The organism is Mycobacterium sp. (assembly GCF_965230835.1).
Classification (GTDB): Bacteria; Actinomycetota; Actinomycetes; order Mycobacteriales; family Mycobacteriaceae; genus Mycobacterium.
In genome coordinates this window covers 4,254,956-4,275,377 of record NZ_CBDDLW010000002.1, presented here as the reverse complement: position 1 = coordinate 4,275,377, position 20,422 = coordinate 4,254,956, and the positions used below count along the sequence as shown (strand labels likewise).

The window sequence follows — 20,422 nt, the reverse complement described above, 5'->3', positions numbered from 1 at the left end:
TGCTTAAGGAATGTTTGGGCTATGCCGTCTGTCTTGGACCGGAGTCCCCTGGTATCAGCTGAAAGGACGTGTATGGAACTGGTTTTGGGTGTCGATTTGGCGTGTCGGGCTGCGCACCAGGCATCGCTGGCCCGTCCGGATGGGACGTTTGTGTGGACCGGCAAGAGGTTCTTTACCCGGCCCGGCGAACTCGACAAACTCTGGAAGGAGATCACCCTGGGCGAGCACGACATGGTGCGTGTGGTGATGGAGCCGACCCGTAACGCGTGGGCGCCGGTCGCGTCCTGGTTTCGCCACCATGGAGCCCGTGTCTCGATGGTTCCCACCACCCAGTCCGCGGATTTGCGCGCTTACTATGCCAAACACACCAAAAACGACCACCTAGACTCCAAACTGCTAGCCCGGCTGCCGCTGCTGCACCCCGAAGGGCTCCGCGACCACACCAGCGACGGCCCCGCCGAACCGCTGCGGCGAATCGTCAAGATCCGTTCCTCGATCGTTAAGCGCCGCACCGCGGTCTTTCAGCGCCTTGATGCCCTGCTCGAGTTGTTGGGCCCGGCCTGGTACGACGCTTTGGGTTCCACCTACGGCAAGGCCACACTGGCGCTGTTGGCCCGCTACGGCGACCCACATAGTTTGATCCGTCTCGGACACGGGCGGCTGACCCGGTTTTTGATCCGCCACTCCCGCGGCGCTTGGCGCGACCACCAGGCCAGCTTGCTGTTGACCGCAGCCCGCGAATCGTTGCAGTTGTGGGGATGCGGCGCCGAAGCCCGCATCGATTTCGCCGAGCTGGCCGCTGATATCGCGGTGGAGGCCGAACAAGCCCAAATCCTGACCGAGCAGATCGACGATCTCGACGAGCGCTGCGCCAATCTCTACGCCGAGGCCGACCCCACCGGACTTATCGCCTCGGCCCCCGGTGTCGGGCCGGTCACCAGTGCAGTGATCGCCGGGCGTATCGGGGACCCACACCGCTTCCACTCCCTGGCCGCGATCCGCGCCTACTCCGGGCTGGTCCCCAAGCTCAGCCAGTCCGGACAAACCCATCACCAACACGGGCTGACCAAAGCCGGCGACCCGCTGCTGCGTGAAGCCCTGTTCACCGCTGCTGACCAGGCCCGTAAAACCGACCCCCACCTCGCTGCGAAATACAAACGACTCATGGCCACCGAACGCCACCACGACTCCGCGATCTGCCACATCGCCACTACCTTGCTGACCCGCATCGCCACCTGCTGGCGCACCGGCCAGCACTACACGCTTTGCGACACCAACGGCCAACCCATCACCGCCGAACAAGGACGCCGCATCGTGCGCACCCACCACACCGTCGACAAACACACCCGCATCAAAGCCGCCAACACCCGCCAATCCCAACACCGAAAAAACACAACAGGCCGACAGCAAGAGTCGCCGAGCGCCCCAATCTCAACACCACAAGACCCGATCGGCCGAAAACCGCTAAAATCACAGGTCAAGACACAATCACGGAAGCCCCGCCCGAAAGCGATGGTAGGAGCCTAGGAAGCGTGTGCCGGTGAGGGGCAGAAGGTGACCGCGCCAGATGCTGGGCCTTCTGGGCTCTGGGGTGGCGGCGATGAACACTTCGATGACCCCCCACCGCCATACTCGCCGCCACCGCAAGGATTTTGGGATACTCAACCGTGGCGGCCTGCCGAACCTGGCCCACCGTCCGAACCGGGCCCCCCACCCTATGAACCACCACCGCACGGCCTCGGCCCCGAATATCACGATCTGCAAGCCCAACGCTACAACAACCAAGCCCGTGTTCATGAAGCCATGGCCTGGCAACAGCAGGCCCCAGCGCGCGATCCCCGAGAAGCCCTCGACTCCGCCCAAGAAACCTTCGCAGACAATCCCACCGACATCCCAATCGAACGGCTTTTAACCGATCCGGCCGATAAGGCCGGCATCGAGCGTGACCTCTTCGACCTGGATAGACCCTCACCATTTGATCCACCCGACCGCATCGATTTTGAGCCCCCAAGTCAACGGTTGGGCTCGATTCGCGGCCTAGAACACCAACAACAAACCGCCGATCACCTGCGCCAACAACACTGGGCGCAAGCTCAAGCCCAACAACACCATGACCGCGCCGAAGGGCTCCGGGGCTGGGCCCAAGAACAGCAATTCGAGCATGCCGACCAACTACCACCACCTGCTGAGCGTCCGGTGGCACAACTGTCGCACGATGACGCCGCCCGATCCGCACAAGCACTTCGTGACTACGCCGAATATCACCAGGAACGGGTAGTCCACCACCAATCGGTGGTGGAGAACTCGGAACGGCAGGCGTCCTCTCATCGACAAAGCGCACAAGACAACCAACAACGTGCTCAGCGATTTCGGCAGGCACAACAGCGCCAACATGATTTAGAACAAGAGCACCGGGACGATGCGCTACAGGACCAACAGAGCGTAGAACACTTTGAACGGGCAGTTCACGAGGATGAGGAGCAGGCACAGTACCACCGGCAGCAAACCGAGAGTCACAAAACGCAAGCCCAGGAATTGGAGCAGCAAGCTCAACACAACAGCCAAGAGGCAGAACACCACCGCCTGAAGGCGCAGCGTGCCCACGAACAAGCCCAGGAATTGGAGCAGCAAGCTCAACACAACAGCCAAGAGGCAGAACACCACCGCTTGAAGGCGCAGCGTGCCCACGAACAAGCCCAGGACTTCGAACGGCAAGCCCAGGATGCCGAAGAGGATGTGCAGTGGCGGCATCAGCAGCAAGCCGAGGATGCCGAAGAGGACGCGCAATGGCACCGGCAACAAGCCCAGGATGCCGAGTCGAGTGCGCAATGGCATCGGCAAGAAGCCGAGGATGCCGAAGAGGACGCGCAATGGCACCGGAAACAAGCCCAGGATTTAGAGCGGCAAGTTCACGAGGATGAAGGGCAGGCACAGTACCACCGGCAGCAAACCGAGAGTCACAAAACGCAAGCCCAGGAATTGGAGCAGCAAGCTCAACACAACAGCCAAGAGGCAGAACAACACCGCCTAGACGCGCAGGCGAACGAGGAGCAGGCACGAGAGCACCAACAGCGGGCCGAGACTTTTGCCGGGCATGCACGTAGGCAGGAGTTGTATGCGGCGACAAACCGGCAGGCCGCTGACGAACTCGAGAACCGATCTCGTGGATTTCGCCAGCAAGTGTCGGATTTGCGGGAGCGCGGCCAGCAGTATCGAAGTCTAGCCGATCAGTACGAGGCTGCTGCGCACCCACCCGAGGCGGCCGGTGTAGTGGTCTATGACCATGTTGGTATCGCCGATGGCGTGGGTAGTTTACGGCAGATCGTTTCAAAATCGGAGTCAGCGCTAGATCTCATTGGTCAGGAACAAGATCGGCTAGCGGCGAACGCGGCGGGGCAGACCGCGGCAGCTTCCCAGGAAACGCTGACCCAGCTGAGGAAGATTCATCGCCGCATGATCGACGCAGCCATACGAGCCCTGGACTATCTCGACCTCGCCGATACCCAAATAGGTCACCTCGATGACAACCTCGCACAACGATTCTTCAACACCACACACCCCTAAAAGTCTCCGCACACCCAAAAGTCGTCATCCCAGAACAGCCACGACCCGAATAGGACCGCTCGACGGCAATCCACTGCGCTGTTGGCTGGTCCACGATATCGGGTCCAGCAGGTCTAGACCACCAAACGGGCCCCTCTCACACCCGCCAACACCCCAAACCGGCCAACAACATGCCCAGCCCCCAAGCCTTGACTCCTGTTAGGAACTCAAGCGGCGGCCACGCCGCGACCCCAGGCAGTGGCCACCCCGGAAACAAAATTGATGCGCTCCATCCCCGCACTAAAGATGCGGGGCTTTCCCGCGCTACGAATTTTCGGGTAAGAAGCGATCACCCCGATTGCAGCCAACGCGGTGAATACCGCGTATAACCAGCGAGCCGCCACCGTTTCGCCTCCTTTGGTCGTGTTGACCACGACGCCGGCCAAGCCGGCACCAAAGGCCGCCGCAATCAGCTGAACAGTGTTTACCGCAGCCGCCGCAACACTGCCCTCAGCCGGGTCTCCGACCGATTCCATCGCACCGGCCGACAAATGCGGCCAGGCCATCCCTATACCCGTTCCGGCAATCAGCAGCGCGAACGCCCAAAGCCCGACAATGCCGACCGATGCGTCTGCGCGCTGGGAAACGGCACCCAGCGCCAACCCCGACGCCATCACCATGGGCGCGGCCCCAACCACAAGCCCGATCACTCGTCGACTGCTCAGCGATGCGCTGACGACCTCACTGACCGTCCAGCCGACTGCCAGGGCCGCGCCCAGAAAGCCAGCCGCCACCGGGGTCAAGTGCCCCAATCGTTGACCAAACAGTGGCACATACGTGTCGATCATGGCCGCCGCCATAAGTAGCGCCAAGCTGAGATAAATCCACTTCAGGCGCCCGGGGCCGAATACACTCGGCGGCAACACCGGTGTCGACGTCCGCCAATCGACCAGAACAAACGCTGCCACCAACAGCCCGCCAGCAGCTAGCAATCCAGCGGTCGCCGCCGGATGGCGCGGGAGTTCGGCAACGCTGACTGCCAGTGCGGCGGCACCCATCAGCAGCAACGACCGCACCGGCACCTTCGCTCCTGGTCTCGGGTGGCTCGCGGCGACGCAGTTGCCGGCCATCGCGACCGGAACGACTGTGGCCATCAGCGCCGCCAAGATCACCATTACGCCAAATGCCCACCGCCACAAGCCGAATTGCGCAAAAAGCCCACCCGTCGATGGTCCGACCAAAGTAGCGACCCCCCACATCGCTGATACCAATGCCGAACCGCGGGTCCACAAAGCCTTGGGCAGAGCAGAGTTAATAAGTGCGTAGCCCAGGCCTGCCAACAGGCCGCCGGCCACGCCCTGCAAGGTACGTCCAACGACTAAGACCTCCATACTTGGCGCCAGCGCACACACGAGACTGGAGACAGCGAAGACCGCCAGGCCGGTCAGATACGCCCAGCGCGCCCCAACGCGCAGCAACATCGAATTGACTGTGGTCGCGGAGACGACGGACCCGACCAGATAGAGCGTCGTCACCCAAGCGTAGAGGCGGCTCCCGCCGATTTCGGCGACCGTGCTGGGGAGCAGGCTGATGGTCAGAAACTCGTTAGTGGCGTAAAGCGCGACGCCACCGGCCAGCACGACGGACGTCCCTAGATAGTTACCGAGCAGGTTGCGCCAACTGCCCGTATCGTTGGCAACTTCGGTCACGGTTCAACCGTATGAGCTAATCGGGGGTGAACGTACGTCACTTCAGGCCGGCAGCGTCCATGCCGCGCAGTTCCTTCTTCAGATCAGCGATCTCGTCGCGGAACCGGGCGGCTAGCTCGAACTGCAGATCACGCGCGGCTGCCATCATCTGCGCGGTGAGCTCTTTGATCAGATCTGCCAGCTCGGCGCGCGGCATAGCAGCAGCATCACGACCCTCCAACACACCAGAACTGACGACACGGCCGGGCTCGCCCTGCGCACGACGGCCCCGAGACGAATTGCGAGCGGACCCGCCGACAGGCACCGACTCGGCGCCTTCGGTGTCATCAGCCTCGCGGTAGACCTGGTCGAGGATATCGGCGATCTTCTTCCGCAGCGGCTGCGGGTTGATCCCGTTCGCCTCGTTGTAGGCCATCTGTTTGGCCCGCCGACGTTCGGTTTCATCGATAGCTTCGGTCATCGAGTCAGTCATCTTGTCGGCATACATATGGACCTCGCCCGAGACATTGCGGGCCGCGCGGCCGATCGTCTGGATCAGACTGCGCGACGACCGCAAGAAGCCTTCCTTGTCGGCGTCGAGGATCGCCACCAGCGAAACCTCGGGCAGATCCAAGCCCTCTCTTAGCAAGTTGATCCCGACCAGCACGTCATATTCACCGAGCCGGAGCTGGCGCAACAACTCCACCCGGCGCAACGTGTCAACCTCGGAGTGCAGATATCGCACCCGAATGCCCAGCTCCAGCAGGTAGTCGGTGAGGTCTTCGGCCATTTTCTTCGTCAGGGTGGTCACCAACACGCGCTCGTCGGCGTTAGCGCGTTTACGGATCTCGCCGATCAGGTCGTCGATCTGCCCATTGGTCGGCTTCACCACAACTTTCGGATCCACCAACCCGGTCGGCCGAATCACCTGCTCGACAAACTCGCCGTTGGACTGGCTGAGCTCGTAAGGCCCCGGAGTAGCCGACAGATACACCGTCTGGCCAATCCGGTCGGCGAACTCCTCCCAGGTCAGTGGGCGGTTATCGACCGCCGACGGCAGCCGGAACCCAAAGTCCACAAGGTTGCTCTTCCGGGAAATATCGCCCTCATACATACCGCCGATCTGCGGCACGGTTACGTGCGATTCATCAATGACCAGCAAGAAGTCCTCTGGAAAGTAGTCGAGCAGAGTCGCCGGCGGCGAGCCCGGTCCTCGGCCGTCGATGTGGCGCGAATAATTCTCAATGCCTGAGCAGAACCCAACTTGTCGCATCATTTCGATGTCGTAGTTCGTGCGCATCCGCAATCGCTGCGCCTCCAGGAGCTTGCCCTGGCCTTCGAACTCGGCGAGCCGCTCAGCTAGTTCCTCTTCGATGGTGGAGATCGCCTGAGCCATCCGTTCGGGACCAGCGACGTAGTGGGTGGCCGGAAATATTCGCAACGAGTCAACCTGGCGAATTACTTCACCGGTTAGCGGGTGTAGGTAGTACAGCGCCTCTATCTCATCGCCAAAGTACTCGATGCGAACCGCAAGCTCTTCGTAAGAGGGGATGATCTCGACGGTGTCTCCGCGCACCCGGAACGAGCCCCGGGTAAAGGACAGGTCGTTGCGCGTGTACTGCACGTCGACCAGCAACCGCAATAGCCCGTCTCGCGCCACCTCCGAACCGACTTGCAACTCGACCGAGCGGTCCAGATAGGACTGCGGTGTCCCGAGGCCATAGATACAGGAAACCGAGGCCACCACAACCACGTCACGACGCGACAGCAGCGAGGAGGTCGCGGAATGCCGAAGCCGCTCCACGTCGTCATTGATCGAACTGTCTTTTTCGATATATGTGTCGGTCTGGGCGATGTACGCCTCGGGCTGATAGTAGTCGTAGTACGACACAAAGTACTCGACTGCGTTGTGCGGCAACATCTCTCGGAGTTCGTTCGCCAGCTGGGCCGCCAAGGTCTTGTTCGGCGCCATCACGAGCGTGGGCCGCTGCAGTCGTTCGATCAGCCACGCGGTCGTCGCCGACTTCCCGGTCCCGGTCGCGCCGAGCAACACTACGTCGCGCTCCCCTGCCCGAACGCGCTGCTCTAGCTCGTTAATCGCAGCTGGCTGATCCCCAGCTGGATCATGCGGGCTGACCACCTCGAATCGGCTGCCCGTCCGTACGAGGTCGTCGACGGCACGATATTCCGAATGCGCAACGACGGGGTGTTCGGTGGCGAAGGCCATGGCAACCAGCGTAGAACCTGACCCCGACAATGCGCTCGGCAGAGGCCGGGTGCGAGCCTCGCGAAGTTTTACCGCTGCACCAGTCAAGATATCGGTGACACGGTACCAACCCGGCACCCACGCAACCACAGGTCAACTGTGGCGAGTCCACATCCGGGTAACTGGGTCGCATTCGATCAGATAGCCGTCGTCGGAGGCAGACATGGCGAACGCGGAGATGTCCAGCCGAGCGCAAGACGTACCGGCGGCGTGCACCCCAGTCACAATGGGTGCTTTATCCCATGTGTTGCCTTCGCAGACAACCTGCTGGTTACTGGTCTGGTCGTAGGCCAGTTTATCGGCATCGTCGCATATCCCGCCGAGGACAGGCTTGGTGACCGGCGCCAAGACCGCTTGGGCCGGTTCACCCAGCGCTACGCCCGCCGGCACGTCACCGACCCGAGTGGCCACTACGGGTATCCGCAACACCGCCCCTTTGCCGCCGCACTCATTGCTTCGAACGGTTTCGGTCTCTACTCCACGCAACGTGCCGTCGGATTGCGGCGCCAGCGACCAGGCAACAGTTTCCTGCTGGGTATCTGCTCCTAGGGCATTCGGCAGACGGCAACCCACTCGTACCTCTTGCTGCGCGCCCTGCCAATATCCCGAAATGAAACGCAAAATATCGGTCTGGCCACCGTCGGCGGTTCTGGGCTCCTGGTGATTGATGTCGTCGAGTTGGATTCCGGTGGACGCGCACCCGTTGGCCGTGCACGCAGAATGAAACGCCCACCAACTGGTGTCGACGCCGGGGTGTCGGATCGAGATGCCATTGGTCGTCCGATTTGACCGCTCGTAGTCCAACCGATAGACGCCGTCGAGGATTTTGGCCGCAGCGACCGGCGTGGCTGGTGGAAAACCGCGTGTGGCGGCCAGCGCGGGCTTGGGCCCCGCAGCTCCGGTCTGCACGGTGTACAGGGCGAAGCAGGCGACTGGCACGGCGATCAGCACCGCACAGACAAGGGCACAGGCCAACCGGATGCGGACCGAATATCTGTGACCCAACCCTGCCAGGACACCGCGTATATTGCGGTCGCTGAGCCGCACACCCGGTGCGCCGTCGTTTTGGGCCGCGCGCTCGGACTCCGAAACAGCAGCGAGCCCCGCGCCGACCGCAGCCGCAAACTCACGACAGCGCTCAAACCTGCTGTCCGGTTTCTTGGCAAGGGCTTTGAAGAACACGTCGTCAAGGTGCGCCAGATCCGGCCGATAGTCGCTGAGCCGAGGCGGCTCGTCATGCAGGTGCTGGCTGATCACGGCGATTGGGTTGGAGCGCTGGAACGGTGGCGCGCCGGTGAGAAGGTGAAAAGCCGTCGCCGCCAACGCGTATTGATCGGCCCGCGCATCAATGTGGGAACTCATCATCTGTTCGGGCGCAGCATAGGCAACTGTTCCCACAGCAACGTTGGTCTGGGTGATTCCGCTGATATCTCCCAGGTGACGAGCTACGCCAAAATCTGCCAACATGATTCGGCGTTCGCCGGCATCGACATGGGTAAGCAGAATATTTGCGGGTTTGATGTCTCGGTGCAGCAGACCGCGACCGTGGGCGTAATCGAGTGCTCCCGCAACCGCCCGGATAATAGTGCACACCTCATCTGCCGGCATTCCTGCTGGATAGTGTTCTCGCACCAGTTGGCAAGCATCGGTGCCGTCCACGAAATCCATGGAAATCCATAGCCGACCATCGAATTCACCACGATCGTGAACGCCGACGATGTTTTGGTGCCAAAGCGTCGCGGCAAGGTCGGCTTCCCGGTTGAACCTCTCTCGGAACTCACGGTCCGCGGTACTGGCTTGAGCGAGAACCTTAATCACGTCGCGCCGCGGCAGCCTCGGATGCAATGCAAGATAGACCTCGGCCATCCCACCGGCGCCCAGCGGTCGCAAGATCGTATAACCGGCAAACGCTGCGCCTCGAGTTAAGAAGCCGTGTCTCGCACCCGCCTCGTGGTGCCCGCCAGCGTGACCGTGAGTGGGTTCGTCGGAGTGCTCTGATTCCGGCGGCTGCGCGCGTGCGGCCGCGGCGAACCGCGACGCACGTCGAAGCATGTGGGAAACAGTTGTCGAATACAGCGATGGATTACCCACCCGTAGCGCACCGCGGGTCAACAGCGAACTGCTAAGCAGCCGCCGCCCCGCGCCAAATCTCCGGGTGCGACCTATTGACTCGTCCATCTGCTTATGCACCTTCGTCTTTCGGCGTCGCCTGCGCACATCGCGGTCTGAGGCCGGACGGAATACCGCAGGCGCCCACGTCGGGAGGAAGCGCGTTGTTCAGTGCGGCAAGCGGAATCAGCAGAGCTGCTCGCGCTGCCCGTCGGAGCGATCCCCCACGCTCGAATGATGCCCGAAGATCGGCATCCGATGGGGCGTCGCCGCTTATGAACCAGCTATGAGTCGTTGCCGAAAAACAAAGCCAACCCATAGCTCAGCCGTCTTAGTGCGCCCAATTCCGGGCCGATACTGGTGTAGTGACTCGATCAGCCTTGCCGGTGCTGACAATTCGGCACGACGGATCCCAATACTCGTTCACCGCAGACCACGAGGTGATCGTCGGACGGGACTTGCATGCCGACGTCTGGATCCCGGATCCACGCATATCCCACACGCATCTGATACTGCGCTTCGACAAAGGTCGATGGCTCGCCATCGACAGCGGCTCGTTAAACGGGACCTACCTGAACGGCTACCGGATGCCGGTTGTCGAGATCCACGACGGACAGAGCATCAATGTCGGCAATCCCAACGGGCCGTGTTTGACCTTCGCGATCGGGCCTCGATGCGATCAGATCAGCGCGTCAGCGATTCGCGCCGCGCAGGCCCAGACCGCGTCGGGCAGCCGACCGCTCACCCGAACCTGGCGGCTACCGCCGGTGCCGACACCAGCGCGGCCAAACCATCATCGTTCGTATCGGCTGAACAATGTGTCACGGCGCCGACCCGCACCTTCGCCGGCCGAACAGCTCACCGTCGTCAATGCCACACCACAGCCCGCTGAAGTCACCGTGATCGACGCGTTGTCGGCCGATGTGTCCGACCTCGTGACGAAGGCGGTGAAGTCGCTGCCGCGGTGGTCGTCAGCTCCGGTGAAAGTGCCCGGTTCCACCATGGTCGGTCGCGCCAGCGATAACGACGTCGTGATCGCCGACGTCTTGGCCTCGCGTCGGCACGCGACGATACAGTCGACGGCATTGGGCGCCGAGATCCGCGACTGCAGCATCAACGGAACGTTTGTCAACGGCACCCGGGTCGGGTCGGCGATCCTCGTCGAGGACGACGTAGTCACCATCGGCAATGTCGACCTGGTTTTTCGGAACGGCACGCTTGTCCACACTAGCGAGGCACTCGCATACGCCGGTGGTTTGCGGGTGAGCGAGGTCAACTTCAGCGTCGACAGCGGCAAACAACTGCTCGATAACATCTCGTTGATCGCCAAACCCGGCACACTGACCGCCGTGATCGGCGGGTCAGGCGCGGGAAAGAGCACACTGGCCAGGTTGATTGCCGGCTACGAGCGCCCCAGCTCTGGCTCAGTCAGCTTCGACGGCCACGATGTCCACGCCAACTACGCGTCACTGCGCAGCAGAATCGGGATGGTGCCGCAGGACGACGTGGTGCATCGTCAGCTCACGGTTAACCAAGCGCTGGGGTACGCCGCAGAGCTAAGGCTGCCACCCGATACCGGCGCGTCCGGCCGCGCCGAGGTTGTGGCTGAGATACTCAAAGAGCTTGACCTGACCAAGCACGCCGACACCCGAATAGATCAACTTTCCGGCGGACAGCGAAAACGCGCCTCGGTGGCGCTGGAACTGCTGACCGGGCCCGCACTGCTGATCCTCGACGAGCCGACGTCTGGTCTGGACCCCGCGCTCGACCACCAGGTCATGACCATGCTGCGCCAGTTGGCCGACGGTGGCCGAGTGGTAATCGTCGTGACGCACATGTTGTCATACCTGGATACCTGCGACCAGCTGCTGTTGGTGGCACCAGGGGGAAAGACCGCATACTACGGCCCTCCGGAGCAGATCGGTGCGACCATGGGAACCACCAATTGGGCCGAGATCTTCAGCCAGGTGGGCGCCAACCCTGAAGAAGCCAACCGACGCTTCCTCGCCAGAAACCAGCCGCAGGAACGTTCGCGACCTGCGGCGACGGCCGATGGGCCGGCCAAACTTGGCGAACCGGTGCGCACCAGCGTGCGGCGTCAAATATCGACGGTGGCGCGCAGGCAGATTCGCCTGATTGTCGCCGACCGCGCCTACTTCGTGTTCCTGGCCCTGTTGCCGTTCGTCCTGGGTGCGTTGGCACTGACCGTGCCCGGCTCCAGCGGATTCCGCGTCGTCGACGAACACAGCGGTGTGCCTGACGAAGCTGCGCAGATCCTGAACCTCCTGGTACTCGCTGCGGCTTTCATGGGCACCGCGCTGACGATCCGCGACCTGGTCGGCGAACGTGCCATCTTCCGACGAGAACAGGCGGTCGGTCTGTCGACGACCGCCTACTTGCTGGCAAAGACAACGGTGTTCTGCGGGTTCGCCGTTCTGCAAGCTGCGATCACAACCACAATTGTTGTCCTCGGCAAGAGCGCGCCTACCCGAGGTGCGGTCCTGCTGGGCCACAGCGCATTGGCGGCCACTGTCGAACTCTTTGTGACTGTCGCGGCCACGTGTGTCGCCTCCGCCATTCTTGGCTTGGGGATATCGGCGCTCGTTCGCTCCAGTGAGCAGATCATGCCGCTGTTTGTGGTGTCGATCATGGCGCAGTTGGTGCTGTGCGGAGGAATGGTCCCGGTAACCGGACGATTTCTCCTCGACCAATTGTCCTGGATGATGCCTGCACGGTGGGGCTACGCAGCCGGAGCTTCCACGGTGGACTTGCTGCAACTGGTACCGGCCGCGCTGCAAGCTCAGGACCGGTTCTGGCGGCACACATCAAAAACCTGGCTACTCGATATGGGCATGCTGGCTGCATTGTCCGCGTTCTATGCCGGCTTTCTTCGGTGGAAGCTTCGCCTACGCCGGTAAGGTGGCCTCATCCATCCGCCGAAGCACGAGACGTTCGACCTGGCTGCCCGTACCAACACCGACCCGAAGGGCATAGTCCGGGCCGTCGATGAGTTCATCCTGCGCCCGTGGGGATTGTATGTCGCTCGACCCACCCCCGGCCGCCCCCAGTTCCACTACCTCGAGTCGTGGCTGCTGCCCTCGCTCGGTTTGCGGGCCACGATGTTTCACACCAACCCAGGCTATGAACGCGATCACGACTACTACCTCGACGTTGGCGAATACACACCCGGCCCGGCCGCGTGGCACTCCGAGGACCACTACCTCGACTTGGAGGTCCGCACTGGCCGCGGAGTCTCGTTAACCGATGTCGACGAACTCATCGACGCTGTTCGACTCGGCCTGTTGCGTCCGGACGTCGCTGTGCAGGCAGTGGCGCGCGCCGTCGCGGCGGTTGAGGGCCTGGCCAGGCACCGCTATGACGTGCACCGTTGGCTGGCCGCCAACGGCATGGACCTCACCTGGCAGGGGCACAAATCGGATCACGCGCCCCTAAGGCCGCCAGCCGATTGAGTCGGCCCATTCCCACGCCCGCCGATAAGCGCTGAGGAACCACGGTTCCTTGGCATTGACGTAGCGAGCGATGTCTCCGCCCCCGCTCGCGTCAGCTGAGCGTTTGGTAGCCAGGTAATCGGCGCGCACGCTGGGGTTTGCCCTCAGCCAGTCGACGAAGAGCAGGGCGAACTGCTGGTTCGGCCAACCATCAACCCGGATATGCACATATGTCGGTCGACCGGGATCCGCAGAGCCATGAATCCGCTTGTGCCACATAGCAGGATCCTCGGTGTGGTTGCAAGGGTCCGATGTGCTGCGGGCATCGGGTTTGGCAACGTCCTCGGTAATGTGGGCGACCCGCGGATAACCGGCGGCAAGCAGCGGCTCGGCGAGTTTGTCTGCTGTCGATAGTGAATCGACGGTGATCTGAATGTCGATGACGTCTTTGGCATCGAATTCCGGCACCGCAGTGGAGCCAATATGATCCACTCGCAGTGCGCTGCCCCCACACGCGGTCTTCAACCGGGCGACAATGCGCCGGGCCTCATCCGGCCAGCTGGGGTTGGCCGGCACCAGGCGCGCCGAACCACCAGCGATCCGCCGCTCGGCCAGGTTGTGGGCGAACGGCTGTATGCGTTGATTCCATATTTCGCGGGCTCGCCCGACAAGCACCTCAGGACTGCCTGAATTATCCAGCCAGACGTCGGCCACGGCGCGGCGCTGCTCGTCGTCGGCCTGCGCGGCGATTCTGGCCCGAGCGTCGGCTTCGCCCATGCCGCGCTTGTCGACCAGCCTCCGGACGCGTAGTTCGACGTCAGCATGCACCACAATAACCAGGGGAAACAACGGCGCCATACCTGATTCCACCAACAGCGGGATATCTTCGACAACGACTGCGTCGTCGGACACCGCCGCGATAATCTCCGCGCGACGCCGGGCCACTAGCGGGTGAACAATCCCATTAAGCACACTGCGCGCCGCGTCGTCGCGAAAAGCCCGGGCCGCTAGGCCCGGGCGATCCAAAGCTCCGCCCGGCAACAAGATATCCGCGCCGAACGCATCGACGAGCGACGCGAGCCCTTCGGTTCCCGGCTGAACCACCTCGCGCGCTAGCACATCGCCATCAACAACAATCGCACCGCATTGCGCGAATGTGGTCGACAACGCCGACTTGCCCGCGCCGATCCCGCCGGTCAACCCGATGCGCAGCATCAGTGGACAGCGATGATTATGCGTTACCGGCGAGCTTTTCCCGCAGGGCGGCTAGTTGAGCATCGCTGGCTAGCGACCCACCTGCGGACTTCTCGGACGGCGCGCCGTTAGCCCGAGGTTGCTCGCTACCACCCTGGCTGGCCGCCTCTGCCGCGGCGAACTTCTCCATCTGCGCGGTGTGCATCTTGTGGCGACGCTCGGCTTCCGCGTAGCGGGCTTCCCACTCAGTGCGCTGGGTGTCGAATCCTTCTAACCATTCGTTGGTTTCTGCATCGAAGCCCTCGGGGAAGATGTAATTGCCTTGCTCGTCGTAGCTGTCGGCCATGCCGTACTTCGCCGGGTCGAACTCCTCGGTGTAATCCTCGTTGGCTTGCTTGAGTGACAGCGAGATCCGGCGTCGCTCCAGATCGATATCGATGACTTTGACCATCGCGTCGTCGCCGACAGCTACCACCTGATCGGGTACCTCGACGTGGCGCTCAGCCAGCTCGGAAATGTGCACCAGACCCTCGATACCCTCCTCGACGCGGACGAATGCGCCGAACGGCACCAACTTGGTGACCTTCCCGGGAACGATCTGCCCGATGGCGTGGGTACGAGCGAAATGTCGCCACGGATCTTCTTGAGTTGCCTTGAGTGACAACGAAACCCGCTCGCGATCCATATCGACATCGAGCACCTCGACGGTGACTTCGTCACCGACCTGAACGACCTCGGACGGATGGTCAATGTGCTTCCAGGACAGCTCTGAGACGTGCACCAGTCCGTCCACACCGCCGAGATCGACGAAGGCACCGAAGTTGACGATGGATGACACCACACCCTTGCGGATAGTGCCCTTCTGCAGTTGATTGAGGAACTCGCTGCGCACCTCGGACTGTGTCTGCTCGAGCCAGGCCCGCCTCGACAAGACAACGTTGTTGCGATTCTTGTCCAACTCGATGATCTTGGCTTCGATCTCTTTGCCGATGTAGGGCTGCAGATCGCGCACGCGCCGCATCTCCACCAGCGAGGCCGGCAGAAAACCGCGCAGCCCGATGTCGAGGATCAAGCCACCCTTGACCACTTCGATAACTGTGCCTTTGACTGCTTCGTCCTTCTCCTTGAGCGTCTCGATCGTGCCCCAGGCGCGCTCGTACTGCGCGCGTTTCTTGGAGAGGATGAGCCGGCCCTCTTTGTCCTCCTTCGTGAGCACCAGGGCTTCAACCTCATCGCCGACGGTGACGACCTCGTTGGGGTCAACGTCGTGCTTGATGGAGAGTTCGCGGGCGGGTATGACCCCTTCGGTCTTGTACCCGATGTCGAGCAGGACTTCGTCCCGGTCAACCTTGACAATCGTGCCTTCGACGATGTCCCCATCGTTGAAGTACTTGATCGTTTTATCTATGGCGGCAAGAAAATCCTCGGCGGAGCCAATGTCGTTGACAGCTACTTGCGGCGAGGTTACGGCGGGACTCGGCATATTGTTGGGTTGCTCCGGACAGGTTGGGTCGTAGGGACAAATCGGGGATTACTCACCGAGGCTACTCGACGGTGCGCAAGCAGGACAAACCCGGATCATGCCGACGGCAATCCGCGCTGTTTAACAACACTGTTGGCGCCCGGCGCCTAGTGGGCCGCCGCGTCCCAGCTTCGGCCGTACCCCACCGCCACCTCCAGGGCGACGTCGAGCGGATAGGCACCACCCATTTTGTCGCGCACCAAGGTCTCGACCCGGTCCCTCTCACCGGGTGCGATTTCAAACAGCAGCTCGTCGTGAACCTGCAGCAGCATGCGCGATGCTAGCCCTGCCCCGGTCAGGGCCTTATCTACCTCGATCATCGCTACCTTGATGATGTCGGCGGCGCTGCCCTGGATCGGCGCGTTGAGCGCCGCCCGCTCAGCGGCCTCACGAACCTGACGATTACTGCTGTCCAACTCGGGGAGGTAGCGGCGGCGGCCCAACACCGTCGACGTATAGCCGTCTTTACGGGCTTGTTCAACCACCGCCAGCAAGTAGTCGCGCACTCCCCCGAAACGCGCGAAGTACTGGTCCATCTGGTCTTTCGCCTCTTCAGTGGAGATCTTGAGCTGAGCGGCCAACCCATAGGCGCTCAAGCCGTAGGCGAGCCCGTATGACATCGCCTTCACCCGACGCCGCAGTTCGCCGGTGACCTCGTCGATGGGCACACCGAAGGCACGCGCACCGACAAACGAATGCAGGTCCTCGCCGGTGTTGAAGGCCTCGATAAGACCTTCGTCGCCGGACAGATGCGCCATAATCCGCATCTCGATTTGGCTGTAATCGGCCGTCATCAGCTCGGTGTACGTCCCCCCCAGGCCACCTGAGCCGACAATGAACGCGTCGCGGATCTGCCGGCCGGCGTCAGTGCGGATGGGGATGTTCTGCAAGTTGGGTTCGGTGGAGGACAGGCGCCCGGTCGCGGCGACCGTTTGGTTGAAGGTGGTGTGAATCCGACTATCTGGGCCGACCGCGTTCAGCAACCCGTCGACGGTGACTTTAAGCCTGGTTGTGTCGCGGTGCGAAAGCAGATGTTCGAGGAATGGGTGGCCAGTCTTGTCGAACAGCGACTGGAGGGCGTCGGCATCGGTGGTGTAGCCAGTCTTAGTCCGCTTGGTCTTCGGCATATCCAGTTCGTCGAAGAGCACGACCTGCAACTGTTTGGGGGAACCCAGATTGATCTGCTTGCCAATCACAGCGTAAGCGGCTTCTGCCGCGTCGCGGATCTGCGCGCCGAACCGGCTTTGCAACTCGGTCAGACGCGGCAAGTCAACGGCAATGCCAACGTTCTCCATCTCCGCGAGGAGCTGCTGAACCGGCAGCTCCATATCGTCTAACAAGGCGGTGGACTCGATGCGTACCAGCTCTTCGTCTAGGGCATCGGCGAGGTCCATGACGGCTCGGGCTCGCAGGATCGTTGCTTGGATGACTTCGCGGTCCGCATCGGTGTCGTCGAGAAGTGAAAGCTGCTGCTGTTTCGGTGTTTCGGCACGCAATTCACGCCGCAGATAGCGCAGCGAAAGATCATCAAGAGCAAAACTACGCTGCCCAGGTCGCACTAGGTACGCGGCGAGCGCTGTATCAGAGGTTACGCCGTTGAGTCTCCAGCCGCGGCCGGCCAAATCGTGGATAGCTAGCTTTGCTTCGTGCAGCGCTTTGGGTTTGGCGGGATCGGCCAGCCAGGCCGCCAGCGCCGAGTCGTCGTCGGCGGTCAACGTGGTGGTATCGATGTAGCAGCCCTCGCCGTCGGCGGCGGCGATGGCCAGGGCGGTCGCGTCACCGCCGTGGGGAAGATGCGTACCGACAACGGCCAATCCGGACCTGCCTTGATCGGCCGTGTGGTCGGCGAGCCAGCGCCCAACCGTACCGGACTCAATGGCTTCGCCACGCACGACAAAACCCTCGTCCACCTCAGGTTCGACCGCGGCAAGAGTGTCGAACAACCGCTCCCGCAAAACGCGGAATTCCAGGTCGTCGAAGAGCCGGTGGATTTGGTCGCGATCCCACGGCTGCAACTGCAGCCCGTCTGGGGTCTGAGCCAGGGGCACATCGCGAACCAGGTCGGTCAGCTCTCGGTTAAGCACCACGTTGGCCAGATTCGCCCGCAACGCATCGCCGACCTTGCCACGCACCACCTCGGCGTTGTCAACCAGCGATTGCAGCGAGCCGTACTCGAGGATCCATTTGGCGGCGGTCTTCTCGCCGACCCCGGGAATTCCGGGCAGATTGTCGCTGGGATCGCCACGCAACGCCGCGAAGTCGGGGTACTGCTTGGGGGTGAGGCCGTACTTTTCAACCACGGCCTCGGGCGTGAAACGGGTGAGTTCACTTACGCCTTTGCGCGGATAGAGCACCGTTACGTCATCGCTGACTAGCTGCAGTGAGTCGCGATCGCCAGTGACCACAAGTACGCGGTAGCCCTGGTCCTCGGCCTGAGTGGCCAGCGTCGCGATCAGGTCGTCAGCCTCGAATCCCGGTTCGGAGAGCACCGCGATGCCGAGTGCCCCCAGAACCTCTTTGGTGATATCTATCTGGCCCGCGAACTCTTCGGGTGTCGATGACCGATTGGCTTTGTACTCCGGGTAGCGCTCGGAGCGGAAGGTCTGCCGCGACACATCAAAAGCGGCACCGACATGCGTTGGGGCTTCGTCGCGAAGCAAGTTGATCAGCATGGCGGTAAAACCGTAGACCGCGTTGGTGGTCAGACCCCCACGCGTCTTGAAGTTCTCCGCGGGCAGTGCATAGAAAGCGCGGAAGGCCAGCGAATTGCCATCGAGCAACATCAGCGTCCGCTGGGTTGGGGCGTCGCCGGCATCAACGGTATTGGTCGCGGCAGTCACGGCTCACACTCTATGCACCCGCGTTGCAGGGCGTCGCGTCCCGATGTGGGCAATAGAACTGCAACACGTTTCAGTTTTGCAGACGCCCTGGGTAGGCTGGCCCGGTGCCAGAGACGACCAAGCAAGAGCCGGCGATCGACGGATGGTTCGCCATTGACGCAACCGTCAAGGGTGCCGGAAAGCCGCACCTGATCGGCAGTAAGTGCCCCGAGTGCGGCACGTACGTCTTCCCTCCCCGGGAGAACAACTGCCCGAATCCAGCGTGTGTCGGCGACGAATTGGAGACAGTCCCGTTGTCCAGGCGCGGAAAGCTCTGGAGCTATACCGAAAACCGGTACGCGCCGCCGCCGCCCTATCCCGCTCCAGATCCTTTCGAGCCGTTCGCCGTTGCCGCGGTCGAACTGGCCGATGAAGGCCTGATCGTGCTGGGCAAAGTGGTCGAAGGCACGCTGGCGACTGACCTCACGGTCGGCATTGACATGGAGCTGACCACCATGCCGTTGTTCACCGACGACGATGGCGTCGAGCGCATCGTCCACGCGTGGCGGATCGCACCTGCCGCAGAGCGAAGCGATGAGGAGGAGCCGCGCAAATGACGAACACACCCGAACCGCTGTACATCCTCGGAGCCGGGATGCACCCGTGGGGCAAATGGGGCAGCGACTTCACCGAATACGGAGTTGCCGCAGCTCGGGCAGCGCTGCGCGAGGCAGGCCTGGACTGGCAACAGATCCAGTTGGTAGCCGGCGCCGACACTATCCGCAACGGGTACCCAGGTTTCGTCGCTGGCGCTACGTTCGCCCAGAAGCTCGGCTGGAACGGTGTCCCGGTAAGTTCGAGCTACGCCGCCTGCGCCAGCGGTTCCCAGGCACTGCAAAGTGCCCGTGCTCAGATCCTGGCCGGCTTCTGCGACGTGGCGCTTGTCATAGGCGCCGACACCACGCCCAAGGGCTTTTTCGCACCGGTGGGCGGTGAGCGCCGCAACGATCCCGATTGGCAACGATTCCACCTCATCGGAGCCACCAACCCGGTGTACTTCGCGCTGCTCGCCCGGCGCCGAATGGACCTCTACGGCGCCACGCTCGAGGATTTCGCGCAAGTAAAGGTCAAAAACTCCCGGCACGGACTGCAGAATCCGAACGCCCGCTTTCGCAAAGAAACAACCATCGACGACGTACTCGCCAGCCCAGTCGTGGCCGAGCCCCTGCGCCTGCTGGACATCTGCGCCACATCTGACGGCGCGGCAGCGCTGATCGTGGCTAGTGCGCGGTTTGCTCGCGAGCACCTCGGCTCCCTTAATGGGGTGCCGTCGGTGCGCGCAATCAGCACCGTCACGCCACGCTACCCACAGCACTTGCCCGAACTGCCGGACATCGCAACCGATTCCACCGCTGTTGTGCCGGCACCCGACCGAGTGTTCAAGGACCAGATCCTCGACGCAGCCTACGCAGAAGCCGGTATCGGGCCGAGCGACCTGAGCTTGGCCGAGGTCTACGACTTGTCCACCGCGCTGGAGCTCGACTGGTATGAACACCTCGGGCTATGCGGCAAGGGCGAAGCCGAGGCGCTGCTGCGTAGCGGCGCGACCGCTATCGGCGGCAAGGTTCCGGTCAACCCCTCCGGCGGACTGGCTTGCTTCGGCGAAGCCATCCCCGCCCAGGCGATCGCCCAGGTATGCGAGCTGACCTGGCAGCTGCGCGGTCAGGCTACCGGCCGACAGGTCGACAACGCGAAAGTCGGCGTCACAGCCAATCAGGGCCTATTTGGGCACGGCTCATCGGTGATTGTGGCGCGGTAGCCGAGTCCCCGGA

General features: G+C 62.4%; 12 protein-coding genes. 6 read left to right on the top strand and 6 right to left on the bottom strand.

All coding sequences use genetic code 11. The annotated features are described in order from the left end of the window. Window positions 1-72: 72 nt before the first annotated feature. Together ACO07W_RS19570 and ACO07W_RS19565 are read left to right on the top strand one after the other, a co-directional pair. Window positions 73-1,527, top strand: coding sequence for an IS110 family transposase (locus tag ACO07W_RS19570; protein WP_421842726.1), 1,455 nt, complete (start codon window positions 73-75; stop codon window positions 1,525-1,527). Between the two features lie 27 nt (window positions 1,528-1,554). After that, the gene (locus ACO07W_RS19565; RefSeq protein ID WP_421842728.1) at window positions 1,555-3,564 is read left to right on the top strand and encodes a hypothetical protein; all 2,010 of its coding nucleotides are present in this window, start codon (window positions 1,555-1,557) and stop codon (window positions 3,562-3,564) included. Between the two features lie 206 nt (window positions 3,565-3,770). On the opposite strand, the gene ACO07W_RS19560 is transcribed toward ACO07W_RS19565, so the two are convergent. From ACO07W_RS19560 to ACO07W_RS19550, 3 genes are all read right to left on the bottom strand, one after another. Next, window positions 3,771-5,252 carry an MFS transporter gene (locus ACO07W_RS19560; RefSeq protein WP_421845308.1) on the bottom strand — a complete coding sequence of 494 codons (1,482 nt, stop codon included), beginning with the start codon at window positions 5,250-5,252 and terminating at the stop codon, window positions 3,771-3,773. 37 nt (window positions 5,253-5,289) lie between these two features. Continuing rightward, entirely contained in the window at window positions 5,290-7,458 is a 2,169-nt protein-coding gene (uvrB, locus tag ACO07W_RS19555; RefSeq protein ID WP_421845307.1) for an excinuclease ABC subunit UvrB, read from the bottom strand. A gap of 132 nt (window positions 7,459-7,590) precedes the next feature. Next, window positions 7,591-9,675: a serine/threonine-protein kinase gene (locus tag ACO07W_RS19550; RefSeq protein WP_421845306.1), complete on the bottom strand. Its 2,085-nt coding sequence runs from the start codon at window positions 9,673-9,675 to the stop codon at window positions 7,591-7,593. Between the two features lie 296 nt (window positions 9,676-9,971). Here ACO07W_RS19550 and ACO07W_RS19545 point away from each other — a divergent pair, with 296 nt between their 5' ends. Next, window positions 9,972-12,524, top strand: a complete 2,553-nt coding sequence (locus ACO07W_RS19545; protein ID WP_421845304.1) for an ATP-binding cassette domain-containing protein — start codon at window positions 9,972-9,974, stop codon at window positions 12,522-12,524. Window positions 12,525-12,596: 72 nt separating this feature from the next. Then, a complete protein-coding gene (locus tag ACO07W_RS19540) occupies window positions 12,597-13,076 on the top strand; it encodes a DUF402 domain-containing protein (RefSeq protein ID WP_421846119.1) in 480 nt (159 codons plus the stop codon). Here ACO07W_RS19540 and coaE read toward each other — a convergent pair. From coaE to polA, 3 genes are all read right to left on the bottom strand, one after another. Further along, on the bottom strand, window positions 13,056-14,270 hold the full coding sequence (gene coaE / locus ACO07W_RS19535) for a dephospho-CoA kinase (RefSeq protein ID WP_421845303.1): 1,215 nt from the start codon (window positions 14,268-14,270) through the stop codon (window positions 13,056-13,058). The genes ACO07W_RS19540 and coaE overlap by 21 nt on opposite strands. A 16-nt stretch (window positions 14,271-14,286) precedes the next feature. After that, window positions 14,287-15,732: a 30S ribosomal protein S1 gene (gene rpsA, locus ACO07W_RS19530; protein WP_421845302.1), complete on the bottom strand. Its 1,446-nt coding sequence runs from the start codon at window positions 15,730-15,732 to the stop codon at window positions 14,287-14,289. Between the two features lie 146 nt (window positions 15,733-15,878). After that, the gene (gene polA, locus ACO07W_RS19525; protein WP_421846118.1) at window positions 15,879-18,554 is read right to left on the bottom strand and encodes a DNA polymerase I; all 2,676 of its coding nucleotides are present in this window, start codon (window positions 18,552-18,554) and stop codon (window positions 15,879-15,881) included. Window positions 18,555-18,715: 161 nt separating this feature from the next. Here polA and ACO07W_RS19520 point away from each other — a divergent pair, with 161 nt between their 5' ends. Both ACO07W_RS19520 and ACO07W_RS19515 read left to right on the top strand, forming a co-directional pair. Further along, entirely contained in the window at window positions 18,716-19,207 is a 492-nt protein-coding gene (locus tag ACO07W_RS19520) for a Zn-ribbon domain-containing OB-fold protein (protein WP_421845301.1), read from the top strand. After that, a complete protein-coding gene (locus ACO07W_RS19515; RefSeq protein ID WP_421845300.1) occupies window positions 19,204-20,409 on the top strand; it encodes a lipid-transfer protein in 1,206 nt (401 codons plus the stop codon). Before ACO07W_RS19520 ends, ACO07W_RS19515 begins: the two co-directional genes overlap by 4 nt. The last annotated feature ends 13 nt before the right edge of the window (window positions 20,410-20,422 follow it).

Bases quoted from the DNA above. Each gene is read 5' to 3' on its own strand.
- polA (WP_421846118.1), bottom strand. From the start codon at position 18,554: ATGTTGCTCGATGGCAATTCGCTGGCCTTCCGCGCTTTCTATGCACTG.
- ACO07W_RS19570 (WP_421842726.1), top strand. From the start codon at position 73: ATGGAACTGGTTTTGGGTGTCGATTTGGCGTGTCGGGCTGCGCACCAG.
- rpsA (WP_421845302.1), bottom strand. From the start codon at position 15,732: ATGCCGAGTCCCGCCGTAACCTCGCCGCAAGTAGCTGTCAACGACATT.
- ACO07W_RS19515 (WP_421845300.1), top strand. From the start codon at position 19,204: ATGACGAACACACCCGAACCGCTGTACATCCTCGGAGCCGGGATGCAC.
- uvrB (WP_421845307.1), bottom strand. From the start codon at position 7,458: ATGGCCTTCGCCACCGAACACCCCGTCGTTGCGCATTCGGAATATCGT.
- coaE (WP_421845303.1), bottom strand. From the start codon at position 14,270: ATGCTGCGCATCGGGTTGACCGGCGGGATCGGCGCGGGCAAGTCGGCG.
- ACO07W_RS19550 (WP_421845306.1), bottom strand. From the start codon at position 9,675: ATGGACGAGTCAATAGGTCGCACCCGGAGATTTGGCGCGGGGCGGCGG.